The sequence below is a fragment of the Paraburkholderia sacchari genome (assembly GCF_000785435.2).
Lineage (GTDB): Bacteria > Pseudomonadota > Gammaproteobacteria > Burkholderiales > Burkholderiaceae > Paraburkholderia > Paraburkholderia sacchari.
This window is the reverse complement of record NZ_JTDB02000014.1, coordinates 95,757-110,064: the sequence shown is the minus strand read 5'-3', so window position 1 is coordinate 110,064 and position 14,308 is coordinate 95,757. Positions and strand designations below refer to the sequence as shown.

Annotated in this window: 14 protein-coding genes; 7 read left to right on the top strand and 7 right to left on the bottom strand. The window is 65.6% G+C overall.

Annotated elements, in window-relative coordinates; genetic code table 11:
- The first annotated feature begins 20 nt into the window (after positions 1 to 20).
- On the top strand, positions 21 to 566 hold the full coding sequence (locus tag NH14_RS30815) for a VOC family protein (RefSeq protein ID WP_035534153.1): 546 nt from the start codon (positions 21 to 23) through the stop codon (positions 564 to 566).
- Positions 567 to 582: 16 nt separating this feature from the next.
- On the opposite strand, the gene NH14_RS30810 is transcribed toward NH14_RS30815, so the two are convergent.
- Both NH14_RS30810 and NH14_RS30805 read right to left on the bottom strand, forming a co-directional pair.
- Positions 583 to 1,485, bottom strand: coding sequence for an alpha/beta hydrolase (locus tag NH14_RS30810; RefSeq protein WP_161790894.1), 903 nt, complete (start codon positions 1,483 to 1,485; stop codon positions 583 to 585).
- A 144-nt stretch (positions 1,486 to 1,629) separates the two neighbouring features.
- On the bottom strand, positions 1,630 to 2,502 hold the full coding sequence (locus tag NH14_RS30805; RefSeq protein WP_035534154.1) for an AraC family transcriptional regulator: 873 nt from the start codon (positions 2,500 to 2,502) through the stop codon (positions 1,630 to 1,632).
- A gap of 282 nt (positions 2,503 to 2,784) precedes the next feature.
- On the opposite strand from NH14_RS30805, the gene NH14_RS30800 reads away from it, so the two are divergent.
- Together NH14_RS30800 and NH14_RS30790 are read left to right on the top strand one after the other, a co-directional pair.
- On the top strand, positions 2,785 to 3,546 hold the full coding sequence (locus tag NH14_RS30800; RefSeq protein WP_237179823.1) for a hypothetical protein: 762 nt from the start codon (positions 2,785 to 2,787) through the stop codon (positions 3,544 to 3,546).
- A 184-nt stretch (positions 3,547 to 3,730) separates the two neighbouring features.
- Complete coding sequence (locus tag NH14_RS30790) at positions 3,731 to 4,018, top strand: PAAR domain-containing protein (RefSeq protein ID WP_035534156.1); 288 nt, start codon at positions 3,731 to 3,733, stop codon at positions 4,016 to 4,018.
- A gap of 70 nt (positions 4,019 to 4,088) precedes the next feature.
- Here NH14_RS30790 and NH14_RS30785 read toward each other — a convergent pair whose 3' ends face one another.
- The 4 genes from NH14_RS30785 to NH14_RS30770 all read right to left on the bottom strand — a co-directional run bounded on the left by NH14_RS30785 (position 4,089) and on the right by NH14_RS30770 (position 9,541).
- Positions 4,089 to 5,588, bottom strand: coding sequence for a peptide MFS transporter (locus tag NH14_RS30785; protein WP_035534157.1), 1,500 nt, complete (start codon positions 5,586 to 5,588; stop codon positions 4,089 to 4,091).
- Between the two features lie 59 nt (positions 5,589 to 5,647).
- Positions 5,648 to 6,031, bottom strand: a complete 384-nt coding sequence (locus NH14_RS30780; RefSeq protein WP_035534158.1) for a DUF1801 domain-containing protein — start codon at positions 6,029 to 6,031, stop codon at positions 5,648 to 5,650.
- A gap of 152 nt (positions 6,032 to 6,183) precedes the next feature.
- The gene (locus NH14_RS30775; protein WP_035534159.1) at positions 6,184 to 6,561 is read right to left on the bottom strand and encodes a copper resistance protein CopC; all 378 of its coding nucleotides are present in this window, start codon (positions 6,559 to 6,561) and stop codon (positions 6,184 to 6,186) included.
- Positions 6,562 to 6,820: 259 nt separating this feature from the next.
- On the bottom strand, positions 6,821 to 9,541 hold the full coding sequence (locus tag NH14_RS30770) for a winged helix-turn-helix domain-containing protein (RefSeq protein ID WP_035534160.1): 2,721 nt from the start codon (positions 9,539 to 9,541) through the stop codon (positions 6,821 to 6,823).
- Positions 9,542 to 9,899: 358 nt separating this feature from the next.
- Here NH14_RS30770 and NH14_RS30765 point away from each other — a divergent pair, with 358 nt between their 5' ends.
- The 4 genes from NH14_RS30765 to NH14_RS30750 are packed head-to-tail and all read left to right on the top strand — an operon-like array spanning position 9,900 to position 13,172.
- Positions 9,900 to 10,784 (top strand): universal stress protein, encoded by an 885-nt coding sequence (locus tag NH14_RS30765; protein ID WP_035534161.1) that lies wholly within the window; start codon positions 9,900 to 9,902, stop codon positions 10,782 to 10,784.
- A gap of 40 nt (positions 10,785 to 10,824) precedes the next feature.
- On the top strand, positions 10,825 to 12,162 hold the full coding sequence (locus NH14_RS30760; RefSeq protein ID WP_084225979.1) for an MFS transporter: 1,338 nt from the start codon (positions 10,825 to 10,827) through the stop codon (positions 12,160 to 12,162).
- A gap of 22 nt (positions 12,163 to 12,184) precedes the next feature.
- On the top strand, positions 12,185 to 12,868 hold the full coding sequence (locus NH14_RS30755) for a DsbA family oxidoreductase (RefSeq protein WP_035534162.1): 684 nt from the start codon (positions 12,185 to 12,187) through the stop codon (positions 12,866 to 12,868).
- Positions 12,858 to 13,172 carry a Rieske (2Fe-2S) protein gene (locus tag NH14_RS30750; protein ID WP_035534194.1) on the top strand — a complete coding sequence of 105 codons (315 nt, stop codon included), beginning with the start codon at positions 12,858 to 12,860 and terminating at the stop codon, positions 13,170 to 13,172. The genes NH14_RS30755 and NH14_RS30750 overlap by 11 nt, the downstream gene beginning before the upstream one ends.
- Positions 13,173 to 13,208: 36 nt before the next feature.
- On the opposite strand, the gene NH14_RS30745 is transcribed toward NH14_RS30750, so the two are convergent.
- Positions 13,209 to 14,255, bottom strand: a complete 1,047-nt coding sequence (locus NH14_RS30745) for an AraC family transcriptional regulator (RefSeq protein WP_052148563.1) — start codon at positions 14,253 to 14,255, stop codon at positions 13,209 to 13,211.
- Positions 14,256 to 14,308 lie beyond the last annotated feature (53 nt).

Here is a 14,308-nt window from a genome sequence, read left to right as displayed (position 1 = left end):
ACTGAATGAGGGAGGAACCCGTGCAGATCAAGAAAATCCATCATGTAGCGTACCGTTGCAAGGATGCGAAGGAAACCGTTGCCTGGTACGGCAAGTATCTCAACATGCGTTTCGTGCTGGCCATCGCAGAAAACGAAGTGCCGTCCACGCGGGAGAAAGACCCGTACATGCATATCTTTCTGGATGCGGGAGGCGGCAACATTCTGGCGTTTTTCGAGCTTCCCACCCAACCGGCGATGTCGCGGGATCCCAATACACCGGTCTGGACGCAGCACCTGGCGCTGGAGGTTGAAAGCATCGATGACCTGATGGCCACAAAGGCGAAGCTGGAAGCCGATGGCATTGAAGTTGTCGGCCCGACCGACCATACCATCTTCAAGTCCATTTACTTCTTCGACCCATCGGGACACCGCCTCGAACTGGCTGCCAACACCGGTACGCCGAAGATGTCCGCAATGCTGGACGCCGTGAAATGGGACATGCTGGAAGACTGGGACCGGACCCGGCGCGCGCCTGAGCATGCAAAATGGCTCCACGACGGCACATTGGCTGATGCGCTTGTGTAGAAGTCCATAGTGTTGACTAATGCGTGGGGCGGGCATCGTCCGGCAGCATGAGCCACTGCGCGAGCTTCGCGTGTACGGCGGGATTCGTGAAGATCGCGAAGTGGTTCGTGTCGGGGAGGATCGTGAACGCGCTGGCCGGGGATGCCTGATCGAATAACGCCCGCAGACGCTGCGCGTCTACCGCCTCGTCATGCTCGCCAATCAGTACCGCGGCCCGCGCCGCGAGCTTTTGAACGTCGGCGGCGTAACGCGTGCGGGGTTGGTATGAGGTGCAGAGGCGCCAGGAATACGCGAGCGTTTCCGAGCCGTCACGGAACTGCACGGGCTTGTTGAACTCGATGACCGGTAGCGCGTTGAACCCGCGTATCCCCAGTGCATTCAAAATGACCAGGCCAATGATGCGCCGCAGGTTGACTTGCGCCCAGCCGCCCGCCGACCTGCCCTTGAGTGTGGCAGATGTTGGAATGACGGGGCTCAACAGCAGGAAGCGCGATGCCAGCCTCGCGTAGGCGCCGCCGGCAAAGCGGATCACCAACCCGCCGCCGCTGGAATGTCCGCCAAGCACGATCGGCCCGTCAAAATGTTGCCTGCGCAACTCGGCAATCAGGTCGGCCATATCGTCTTCGAGTTGACCGACGTAGTCGATATCGCCCCGGCGGAGGCCGGACAGATAGTGACCCCGAAGATTCGGCACCGCGACCTTGGCAGCGCCGGAAGCGGCAATCGCCGCGGCCAGATGGTGGTAAGAGCGCCCGTGCGCCGATGATCCATGCACGAACACGAGAATCTGGCTCGCGGTCGAATCATAAGGCCGCCAGGCGAGCTGTTCGCCATCTCTGGCCGGATAGCGGCGCAGCAGCGGCAAATCCTCGTCCGAAGCAGCGTTTGCCGGCGTGCGCAAGGCATCGAAGCCGAACACATCCGTGTCCTCGCTGCGCGGCGCGCGCGGGGCGCTCGCCGCCATCGCGATGGCAACGGCGGCGAGCACCAGCACGGCCACAAGAACGTGCAATACCCCAAGCAGAATAACCACGGATGTCCCCTGTGTCCGGTGGATGGCCTGTTACGCGAGCGGCACGTAAATATCGGTTTGCCACTGATCCTGCGGGGTTTCCGGCCACGCGCTCAAATAGTGGAAGAACAGCGGGTGGTCGCGCAGTTCCTTGCCGCTTGCGGGCAACCAGTCGCGATAGATCGGGTAGATGGACTCGCCCACATGGTCGGTCGAACCGACATGCCGAACCACCGCGCACCGCCCGCGCGGAATCACGAGTTCGCGCACGCCGAAGGCATTCGGCGCGACGGCTTCGTGAATTTCGCCGCAAATGTCGAAGCGAAAATCGTCGGCGGGCGTGATGTCCGGGTTGTTGCGCGGGATGCCGAAGGTGCGGCTGGTTTCGATCGGCGATTGCCCGCTTTGCTTGCGCCAGTCGATGAACTTGCGCACGCTTTCGTTCACGAGCCCGATCGGCCCGCAGTGTTCGAGCGCGGCAACCCGCGTTTCAGAAAAATCGACGATACGAACTTCCATAGTGAGTTTCCTCGAAAGGTAGGGGACGACAAAGGTCGCACTCCAGATCTGCCAGCTCGGATGCCGCCGGAACGCGCTCGGCGCCATGCCGAACGCACGCTTGAATGCGCGGCTGAAGGCTTCGGGACTATCGAAGCCCGCATCGAGCGCGGCCTCGAGCACCGTGCAGGCGTCGTGCGCGGCAAGCCGGCGGGCCGCGCCGCGCAGGCGCATCAACTGCACATAGCGCGCGACCGGCACGCCCACGTAGGCCGCGAACTGGCGGTGGAAATGGAACCGCGAAAAGTTGGCGACGCGGCTTAGCGTGTCGACGGAGAGGTCGCCGTCGAGATTCGCGTCGATGTGGGCGAGGACCGCGTCGAAACGCCTGGTATAGGCGCGTGCCGCATCGGTGTGAGCTTGCATGGGCTGGAGCAATGAGAGCTGCGATGTGCGTATGATCGCGCACGTTCGCACAGGTGCGCCTAGCCGCGCTTGCTCATTGGCTCGATTGGCGGCGGGGCGTGGGGGTTATCGTGCGATGCCGCGCGGCGATGCCTTTGTGATTCATGCAATATGAATCACGCATTCTCGTCATCGCGAATCTGGAAAAGTCGATGCCCAAAGACTATGATCAGTACCCCGCGATGCATGTGCCCTGAGACGGCGTCCACTGGAAACCGAGCCCTGATGCTACGATCGCAATCAATGACGAAGCCCGAGGCCAAACCGAAAGGCGCGGTTTGGGAGATGACGAAGAAAGCCACGCCGGCGAACTTCATATTTCCCTTATTGGGCACTGGCGTGTCGTACGCCGCATATGCGGATGATCTTGCAGTATCCGGATTGCCATGGAAAATCGGACTATTGGTTACACTGATTTGCCTCTTCCTGCCGTTCGCTGCTTTGATGATGTACCGCCGTTCGAACCTGCTGTGGGTATGCGGGCTGATATTATCGATTGCGACATTTGCCATGTATTTCTTCTTTGGCATATTCGCCTATTTCTACTATTTCGTGTTCGCGCCAATGTCGCCCCTTTTGCGCTTGCCGGGGCTGTTTGGTGGGATTGCATTGACGCTGTATTGGGCAGGGATGTCAAAGAGAGCGGTGATGCATACAATCACCAGCACCTCCTTTGTCAAACAGGCCTTCGAAGAAGGCGCATCAGATTTTCGTTATCGAACGCAAGCGGGAATGGCACTGTTCGATCGATTCAATAAAGAGCGCTCACCCTTTCCGAAGATCTATTCCTGTATCGTGTTCGGTATCGCGCCGTTCTGTCTGATACTGGGTCGGCTACTGTCGTCAAACTTCGGGGCGAACGGTGTGTTGTTCGCTTTGGCGGTCTTGGGCATGCCAGTGTCGCTCTGGCTTGCTGGCCTGCTCGTTCGCATCTATCTTGTGATGGTCAGTTTGCCAAGAAAACTGGAGAAGGAACATCGCAAGCCTGTGTTGATGGCTGACTAGAGTGTGTTTGGCACTTTGGCGTGACCTGGCGGCATGAAAGAATGCGAACTGCAATCCGCTTGAGGGCTACGACGGGCTTAAGCACAAACGAGGTATCAAGGTCCATATGCCAGTCGATACACTGGACCACCTGCTCGCCGTTCGCCACACATCACGTTCGGAATTTCGCAATGCTCTCTGATCCATGCAACGCTATTTGATCCTCAACGCCGACAAAACCACCGCAAGCGGCACGGTAGTCGCCGCGCCTTCAACGATCCAGTTCTTCGGCCGCGTCGTCGCCCACGAGGGCGGCGACGCGCAATGCCCCGCATGCAATACAACCGGCAAGATCAAATGCGACGGCCCACGTCAGGTGATGACCGCACCGGATGGCCGGCATGCCGCCTTGAGCGATGATCTTTGCATTTGCAAATGCAATCCACCGCCAAAGCTCGTTGCCTCACAACAGTCGATGTCCGTCGATGCCTGATAACAAGCAGCATGCGCGGCCCGCATGGCTACGGGTTGCAATCGCTTTGCCGACTACCTGAACCACCCCCTCATTCAGTCGCCGCAAGCTGCCCCTCAGCCTGCTCACTGCCCACCTGATGCGCTCGCGAGAGCCTTCCCATCAGCGGCAGCAACAGAATGGCGAGCAACGCACCACCCGCCGCAACCCAACCAAGGCCATTAAACAGATTCTGATAAAGCGGTAACGATTCAATCGGCGAGAGCGTGCCTTCAGGCATCTTTGCATAGGTAGCGACCACACTGCCGAGATATTGCGACACACCCGTAGCCACGAAGTAAGCGCCCATCATAAAACCACTCATGCGCGCGGGCACATAGCGCGCGATCATCGCAAGACCCAGGCCGCTCACGAGCAACTCGCCAAGCGAGTAAAGTCCATAACCCGCCACCATGAACCACGAAGAAACACGGCCGTCCACGGCATAACGCCCACTCGCCGCGAACACGAAGAAGCCCGCCGCCACCACGACAAAGCCGAGCGCATACTTGGCCGCAACCGGCACGTCGCCGCCGCGGCGCGCGAGGCCCGAGTAGATCGCCGCGAGAATCGGGCTCAGCACCATGATCCAGATGGGGTTGAGCGCCTGGAATTGCGCTGCGCTCCAGCTAAAGAGCGCGGTGCCGAACAGGTTGAACGCGGGGTCGACGTTGTGCACGGCGAACAGCGTGAGCGAGGTCGACATCTGCTGGTAGAAGATGAAGAACAGAATCACCTGCAGCGTGAGGATCAGCGCAGCGGCAAGGCCCGCGCGCTCGTGGCGTTCGCAGCGAACGAGCATCCACGCGAAGATCGCGAGAATGGCCGCGGCCGCGGTATAAACGCACGCCACGGCGAGCTGCTTGTCCCTGAGCACGACGAGCGTGGCCGCGCCTAGCGCGATGCCGCCGGCAATCACGCAGGCGAGGCGCTTCCATTGCACGGGCTCGTTGTCGGGCGCGGAGCCGATCTTCGCGAGCGTGCGCTGCATCAGGAAGAAGTTGAGGATGCCGAGCGCCATGCCGCCGCAGCAGACGGCGAACGCGGCATGCCAGCCCCAATGGTCCTTGATCCACGGCGTGAGCAGCATCGAGAACGTCGAGCCGATATTGACCGCCATGTAATAGATCGTGAACGCGGCGTCGATGCCCGATTCGTCGCCTTCGTAGATGCGGCGCACGAGGTTGGCGGCGTTCGACTTGAAGAGGCCGTTGCCCACCACGATCACGCCGAGCGAAGCGTACAGGTGCGTGAGCCGGTCGTCGGGCATCGCCAGCATGAAATAGCCCGCGAGCAGGATGATGGCGCCGAGCACCATCGAGCGCCGCGCGCCCAGCACGCGGTCGCCAATCCAGCCGCCGATCGCGGGCGAGGCGTACACGAGCGCGGTAAAGGCGCCCCAGGTGAGGGTCGCATGCTCTTCGGAGAAGCCGACCCGCTGGACCATGAAAAGAACGAGCAGCGCGGCCATGCCGTAATAGCCGAAGCGCTCCCACATCTCGATCAGAAACACTGTCGAAAACGATTTCGTCCTGGAAATCGATGAACTCATTGTGACCTCAGTTTTGTCGCGAAGGTGGTGAAGACACGGCTGGTTTTCCGTGGAAACCACTAGCCGGTCTTCTTCTTCGTCTTCTTGATTTGATTAAATTCGATTGCCGCGCGAATAAGCGCTTTCAATGCGCGCGCATCGACCTTGTCGCCTTCGAAGAAGTCGATCGCGCGCCGCTGGTTGCCATCGAGCCCCGCGTTGAACAGCTTTTTGGGGTCGGGCAAGCTCGCGCCGTACTGGAACGTGAGCTTCACCTTGCCCTTATGCGCATTGGCGACGGCGATGATGCCGTCGCGCGACCACACCGGGCTGCCCATCCACTTCCATTCCTCGACGATGTCCTTGTCCGCTTCGAGAATGGCGCGGCGCACGGCGGCGAAGGTCGCACCGCGCCAGTCCGTGATGCCGGCGATCAATGCGTCGATTTGTTCCGATGGGGTCATGGGCGCTCCCTGTTGCACTGTCAGATACAAGGAACCCGAAGTGCCGTGCGGGGCTGCGGCAGCGGGTAGTCGCGCCATTATCCAGCGGGGCGCGAATACCCGCGTTCTGGGCGCTACGTTTGCGCCTTACTTTCGTGTCTTGAGTGCGTGCGTTACTTCACCGTGAAGCTGTAATGGCCGGTGGTGCGGTGGCCGTCGGCGGCCACGGCGACCCACTTGACCGTGTATTTGCCCGCAGCGAGCGCGTCGAGCGCCACCGACATGCGCTTGCCGTTGGCCGGATCGACGGCGGCCTTGCCGTGGATAACCGACTTGCCTGCAGCATCGGTGACGTCGATCGAGCTGAAGGCCGGTTCGAGCGCATCGTCAAAGTCGATCACGACGGTGTTTTGCGCCGTCGTCACGGTCGAGCCTGCGGGTGGCCGCTGATGGGTCGGATGCGCGTGCGCCCAGGCCAGTTGCGCGCCGGCGAGTGCGAGCGCGCCTGCTGCGAGGCGTAATGAACCAGGATGCGTGCCGAGTTTCAGCATGATGGAGTCCTGAAGGTAACTACGTGTACAGATAGAGCGGCATGCCGATGCTGTGGGCAGCCGCGCGCAGACGCGCGGCGATGCTTCCGTTGTTGCACATGTCGCTGCATGAAGCCGCGAAGGCGGGTGCGATCGGCTGCAATCGGGTTGCAATCTCGGTTGCGGGCGGCTCAGGCGGAGAGGAAACAAGGGGAAACAGCAGGGGAAGCCGCGATGGAAAACCGCGTGATTATGCCATGCGCAACTTGCACGCCGCCCGCTAGTCCGCCGCTTCGAGCAGCCCGAGCATGAGCGCGCGGCGCACGGCGTGCTTGCGCGAGCTCGCGTCGAGCTTGCCGAACAGATTCTTCAGATGCCACTTCACGGTGACTTCGCCCACGCCCAACGCAAGCGCGATTTCCTTGTTCGAGAGCGCGCGGGCGAGCAATTCGAGGATTTCGCGCTCCTTGGGGGTGAGGATGACGCCCGAGACCGCACGCGTTTGCGGCGCGGCGCGGATCACGCGGGGCGCCGTAATCGGGTTCGGATTGCGCGCCGGCGCGCCGGGCGATGTTTCGAGCGTGCGCCGGGCCCAGTCGGCCACGGCCGGGTGCAGATCGGAAAGCGTGCGGGAGAGATGGAAGGTGTGCGCGAGGTCCACGGCTTCGAGCAGCAGCGCGCGGCCGTCCGCGCCCGTTTGCTCCAGCACGTAGGCGCGCAGCGCCATGATTTCGATGCTTTCGCAGCGGCGCTTCATGGTGTCGGCAAGCTGCGCGGCTTGGCCGAGCGCGTCGAGCGCCTGCTGCCAGCGGCGCGCGGCGATGGCGGCGCTCGCGTGGGCGTGCGCCTGCATCAGCAGGATGTGACGCCGCCAGAGCGGCCGTTGCGCTGTGGCGTCTTCGAGCGCAAGTTCGTCGATGCGCTGCACGAGCGCTTCGCAAGTCTGCACGCGGTAGCAGTTCGCGTGCATGCGCACTTGCTCGGCGAGGCTCGCCATCGACAGGCGCGGCAGCCGTCGCGTCACGCCGAGCGCATGCAGCGATTCGAGCAGGTCGAGCGCGCGGTGTTCGGCGCCGCGCGCCACCGCCACGCGCGCCGCGGTGCGCCAGGCGAGCATCACGGTGTCCGGCGTGCCGCTGCGCTCCAGCACGTCGAGCCGGTTGGCCAGCAGCGCGGCGGCTTCGTCGATCCGGTCGGCTTCGTAGGCGAGCGTCGCGCAGAGCGCGGCCAGCATGCAGCTGAGCGGATGGCGGCGGCCCAGATCCGCGTCGGCGCTGGCGAGCGCCGGCATCAGCACGGTTTCGGCCAGCTGAAGCTGGCCCTCGTGGAAGTAGCTGAAGCCGACCACGAATGCGCCCCAGCGCGCGACGTAGCCTGGCTGAGCGGGGTTTTGCGTCTGGCCTGGCGCCTGCGCCGGCACGCGCTGCTGGAACTGCCGCGCCTGGGCGGGCTCGCCCAGCGCGAGCGCCCGCATGCCCAGCCGGTTCGCGTGCACCTGTGCGAGCCACGGACGCGTGCTGGGCGCGGCGTCCACCCACGGCTCGAACAGGGCGACGCAGCGGTCGATGTCGTCGGCGAATACGGCGGCGGCGCTCTGGATCAACGCGCATTCGTAGCGCAGTTCGGCGTCGTTGGCGGCGTTCGGACCCGCGAGCACGCGTTCGATCTGCCGCGCGGCCTCGGAATGGCGCTCGCCGAGCGCGAGCGCCCAGGCAGCCGCAAGACGCAGGCGCGGACGTGCTTCGAGTTCCGCCTCGGGCAGCAGTTCGAGCCACTTCAGCATGGCGGGCAGATGGCCCTGGCGCACCGCGTCGAGCAGGCTGCGCTCGGCGAGTTCGAACGCCAGCTGGTGCTGCCCCGCCGCATGCGCATGGCGCGCGGCTGGCTCCGCCATACCTTGCGCCGCGAGCCAGGCGGCCGCGCGCGCGTGCAATTCCGTTTGCTCCGGCGCAGGCCATTGCGCGAGCCGCGCGCGCAGCACGTCGCGCACGAGCGCGTGAAGCTGGAGCCATTCATTGCCGTCCGCGGCCGTGAACATCGGCGTGTCGCGTGCGAGCCGCGCGAGTTGCCCAGCCGCTTCCGGATCGCCGGTCAGCGCGGCGCAGAGCGCCGGATGGAGCGTGTCGACCACGCTGATGCGCGTGAGAAAGTCCACATCGGCGGGCGCGAGCCGGGCGATCAGCGCGTGCAGCAGGCGCTCGCGCAGCTCGCCGGACGCGCCCTCGAGCGGCTCGACGATCTGGCGCGGGTCGCTCGCGCGCTCCATCGCGGCCAGCGCCAGTTGCAGGCCCAGCGGCCAGCCTTCGCAAAGTTCGAAGAGCCGCGCGCCGGCGTCGGCGTCCATGCGCTCGCCGAAGCGCGCGGCCGCGAGCGCGATGGTTTCGTCGATGCGCAGGCGCAGCGCGTCGGCGTCCACGCGCGCGCACTGGCCGTAGGCGAGCAGATCGGCGAGCGGCGCGTCCAGGCCGTGCCGCGCCGCCACCGCAATGCGCAGGTTCGGCGGCGCGTTATGCAGGATGTAGACGAGCGCGCGCACGCCGGAGGCGGGCAGCCGTTCCGCTTCGTCGACGATCAGCACCAGCTCGAACGAGAGCTGCGCGACTTCCGCGAGCCAGGCCGTCACGCCTTCCAGCTCGTGAGCGGCGCCCGCTGCGCCTTCGGTCAGATGGCGCGCGAAAGCCGGGCGTGCGCAGGCCGTGCGCACCGCCTGCACGAGCCCGGGCACGAGACGCTGCGCCTCGTCGCGCTCATCGGCGGAAAACCAGGCGACGGCGGTGCCCTGGGACAGGTATTCGCGCCGCCAGAGCGCCAGCAGCGAGGTCTTGCCGAACCCCGCGGGTGCCTGCACGAGCACGGCCTGGCACTCGCGCAAGCCCGCGTTAGCTGCGCCCAGCCGCGCGCGCGTGAACAGGTGCGCGGGCTCGCGCGGCGCGACGGTCTTCAGGACGAACTCGCTGGCGGCGCGCCCGGCGTCCGGGGTGCTCGAGGATGGCGAGGACATGGAAGGCGGCGCGGACGGGGACACGGAGGAGGGCATCTGGCAGGCGGGGTCGAATCGCCCGGGCAGCTTTTGCGGGCTGGCCGGCGCGGGGGTGCGACATAGGTGCGACATGAAAGCATCGGCTGGACAGGCGGGCTGCGTCAAGCCCCTCTTGCGCCCTCGTGTGCGCCCTCGTGTGTTTAGCTCTGCGCTTCGCCCCTCCTTGCGCCCCCTCGCGCGCGCCCGTGTCTTGCCAGCCCCTCCGCTCCGAGGGGGGCGCTTGCGCGCCGCGCCACTATCATCGTTTTCATGACGGGAGCGGCGCGGCCTGGGTTGGCCCCGCCCGCCGCGCCCGCTGGATTTGTGTGAGTGGAAGCCCATGTATCGTCATTTTCTTGTTCCCGTGGACGATTCCGATGCCGGCATCGACACGGTGGCCCAGGCGGTTGCGCTGGCGCGCTCGGTGGGCGCGCGCATCACGTTCGCTTACCGGGCGGATTCGCTGGCGCTCGCGCAGCAGGACGGCGCGCACGCGGTGGAGTGCGCAGCGACCGGGCGTCCGGCGGCCGGGCGTCGATTCGACGACTGCGTGCGGGAGATGGTCATCGTGAAGGCCGAGGCGGCCGCGCGTGCGCTGGGCGTGCCCTGCGAGTCGATGCGCATGGCCAGTCCCGCCGCGCAGCTTGCGAGCACCGCGAGCGCGCGGGGCTGCGATCTCGTTTGCGTGGCGTCGCAGGCCACCGCCGCGTCGGACGTGCCGGTGCTCCATTGCGTCGTGCGGCGCGCTCCGGCGGCGGTGCGCGTGGTGGCGGCGCTCTATCGCCTCCATCGCGCCACAGCCGCCGCGTTGTGCGAGCGGTTGGCCCATTCCGGGCTGGCCCATATTGGGCTGGCCCGTCCCGACATGGACCCTCGCGGGCTCGACGCCTTGCGGATCCCGCGCTTGGGCTCCGGCGATGCGTGCCGGCTTTCTTCGCTGCTGAGCGGCCGTACGAGCGTGGTCGACGCCGAGCTTGGCGAACTCGAGCGGCAGCATCAGCGCGGCGCGGCGCTGTTCGCGGAGCTCGAGCGCGCCGTTGCCGCCGGGGCCGCGAACGTCGAAGATGCTCTGAGCGGCTATGCCCAGTTCGTCTGGGAATACTTCGGCCGCAAGGAAGGCGTGATCGTGCCGGCCGCGCAGCGCTATCTGCGCGAAGACGACTGGCGCGATCTGGAGGCGGCCTTCGGCCTCGGTGGCATAGAAGTCACTAGCGGCACGCCATAAGCCGCAGCGACAGAAAAAGCAAATATTGCAGGAGACAACGTTGCATACGCATCCCATCGAGGCCGGCCTGCCCGCGCAAGACGCCGCCGATTCATCCCCGCGCGCCTATGCGTGGGTCGTGTTCGCGCTGACCTTCGCGCTGCTGCTGTCCGACTATATGTCGCGCCAGGTGCTCAACGCGGTCTTTCCGCTCCTGAAGGCCACATGGGGGCTCTCCGATACGCGTCTGGGCTCGTTGAGCAGTATCGTCGCGCTGATGGTGGGCGTGCTGACGTTTCCGCTCTCGGTGGTCGCCGACCGCTGGGGCCGGGTGCGGAGCATCGTGCTGATGGCGGCGCTGTGGAGCCTCGCCACGCTCGGCTGCGCCGCCGCGGCCAGCTATGGGCAGATGCTTCTGGCGCGCGCGTTCGTGGGCGTGGGCGAGGCGGCGTATGGGAGCGTTGGCGTTGCGCTGATCATCAGCATCTTTCCGGCGCGCCTGCGCTCCACGCTCACCGGCGCGTTCATGGCCGGCGGCGCGTTCGGCTCGGTGCTGGGCATGGCGGCGGGCGGCGTGCTCGCGGTGCATCTGGGCTGGCGCGCCGCGTTCGGCATGATGGCGGGCTTTGGCTTCGTGCTGGTGCTCGCGTTTCGCCTTGTCGTTACCGAAGCGCGCATCGCGCGCAACCGCGGCGCGCAGGTGCCCGTTCAGGGCGCGGCGCACGAAGCCAGGAAAGCCGGGCGGCCAAGCCTGCGCAGCGTGCTCGCGGGCCTCTTCTCCACGGTCTCGGTGAATTGCGCCTATCTCGGCAGCGCCCTGCAGCTTTTCATCATGGGCGCCGTGATCGCGTGGCTGCCGAGCTTCCTGAACCGCTACTACGGCCTGCCGCCCGACCGCGCGGCGGTGGCGGCTGCCGTGTTCGTGCTGCTCGGCGGGACCGGCATGATCGTGTGCGGCGTCGTCACCGACCGCGTCAGCCGGCACGCGCCCGGGCGCAAGTGGACGATGGCGATCGCGTTTTCGCTGCTGTCGTTCGCGCTGCTCGGCGGCGGCTTTCACATGAGTCCGGGCCCGCTGCAACTGGTCTTGCTCGGCGCGGGCATCTTCGTGGTAGCCGGCACCTCGGGGCCGGCCGGCGCGATGGTCGCCAATCTCACCCACGAGTCGATCCATTCGCCCGCGTTCGCCACGCTCACGCTCGTGAATAACCTGGTCGGGCTTGCGCCGGGGCCGCTCGTCGTCGGCTTTATCGCGGACCGCATCGGCTTGCTCGGCGCATTGCAGGCCGCGCCGCTCGTGGCGCTGGTGGCGGCCTTCGCGTTCGTGCTCGGCAAGCGCCGCTATGGCGCGGGACTGCAAGCCGTGCGCAGCCGCCATCCGGCGTCCGCGCCTCAATGATCCTGCTGTGGAACCTGTATCGATGAATCAACCGCTTTCTCCTGTGTCGCCCAACCGCGTGCTGCACGTCGATTTTTATTTCGACTTCGTTTGCCCGTGGTGCCTGATCGGCAAGCGCAATCTCGAAGCCGCGATTGCGGCGCTCGAAGCGCGCTGGCCGCACGTGAGCGTGCAAGTCGCGTGGCACTCGGTCGAACTGCTGCCGCATACGCCGGTGGGCGGCCTGCCTTATGAAGCGTTCTATCTGGCGCGCCTAGGCAGCGCGCAGGCCGTTGCGCAGCGGCGTGCGCAGGTGCGGGAAGCCGCGCGCGCTGCGGGCGTCGAGCTCGCGTTCGAACGCATCCGCGTGTTGCCGAACACGGCGGCGGCTCATGCGCTGGTTGCGCGCACAACCGGATCGGACGGCGAGCGTGATCGCGGTATGCAAGCTGAGCTCGTAGAACGTCTCTTTACCGCATATTTCATCGATGGCGAGGACATTGGCGATGCGGCCACGCTCTCGCGCATCGCGCGCGCGTGCGGCGTGGACGATGCGGCTTCGGCATCGGCGCCGCGTGCGCGCGGCGAGTTGAACCGCGTCGATGGCGTGCCTTATTTCGTGTTCGACGGCCGCTATGCGTTGAGCGGCGCGCAGCCGCCGCAGGTGTTGATCGAAGCGATGCTGCACGCGGCGGATCTGACTCAGGTGCATGATCATGAAGCGTGAAGTCGACCTTGGCGCGGCGGACAGCTTGGTGCCCGGGCAGCGCAAGCTCGCCTTCATCGATGGGCGCAGTGTGGTGGTCTTCAATGTGGAAGGCAGCCTGCACGCCGTCGAGAATAGTTGTCCGCACAACGGTGCGTCGCTGGCGAGTGGGCGTCTCGAAGGCAACCTGATCACCTGCCCGGCGCACGGATTGCGCTTCGATCTGCGTACCGGGTGTATGCCGGGGGCGGGGGGATTATGTCTGAGCGTACTGCCGGTGAGGACGGTTGACGGGAAGTTGATGGTCGAGGTCGAGCAGGCCTGAGCGAAATCCTTCGCAGAACGCGTCGGCCCGGCGCGCTCAGTGTCGGTCGCCTTCCGGTTTTTCCAGGCGCGCGCCGAAATTCGCCGCGCGCCAGCGGCTGGGCGGCTGCCCGAATTCCGCACTGAACCACCGCGAAAACGCACTCGGCTCGGAAAACCCCAGCCGGTCGCTGATATCGGATATCGAATGGCGCGGCTGCGCCAGATATCGCGCCGCCAGCGACGCGCGCACTTCGTTCACGAGCGCCGAGAACCGCTCGCCGCGTTGTTCGAGCTGGCGCTGCAGCGTGCGCGGCGAGAGGCCGAGGCGCTCGCTCACGGGTTCGATCGTGCCCGCGCCGCGCGGCAGCAGCAGATGGATTGTGCGGCGCACGTTGTTGGCGAGCGATGCCTCGCCATAGCGTGGCTGCAAATCGAGCAGTTCCTGTGCATAGCGCGCGAGCGAGGCGTCAGCGAGGGGGCTCGCGCGGTCGAGATCCTGGCGGGCCAGCACGATGCCGTCGAATTCGCTGTCGAATTCGATTCGCGCTCCAAAGAAACGCCGGTGCACTTCGAGCCGCGTGGGCGCGGCATGCAAGAAATGCACGGCGCGCGGCGCGTACTGCGCGCCGAGCATGGCGCGCACGAGACTCAGCACCGCGCCTACGGTCAATTCGACGATCTCCGGCCCAGGATCGGGGCGCGCGGTCACGAGCGCGACGTGCAGCACCGCGGTGTCGTCGATTTCCTCCAGGTGAACCGATACCGAATCGCTCAGCAGATGCCGGTAGGGCTCGACGCGCGCGAGCGCCTCGCGCAGCGTGGGCTGATGTTGCAGCAAAAGACTGAGCGAGCCGAAATCGGAAAGCCGCCACGCCTCGCCAATGCGCGCGCCAAGCGTACGGGACTCGGCGCGCCCGGAGCAGCCCGCGAGCGAGACTTCGAACACGCGCGCGAGGCTGGCCTCGGGAATGCGCAGGTCCGGTGTCGTGAGACACGACAGATCGAGCCCCGCTTCGCGCAGCGCACGCACCGGATCGATGCCCGCTTGATGGGCAATTTCCGAATACTTGGTCAGGGAGGCGCTGCGAACCAGGATGGGCATGGAGTCACAAGAAAAACGGACAAAACACGGCGGAACTTGCCGAGCATAGCGGC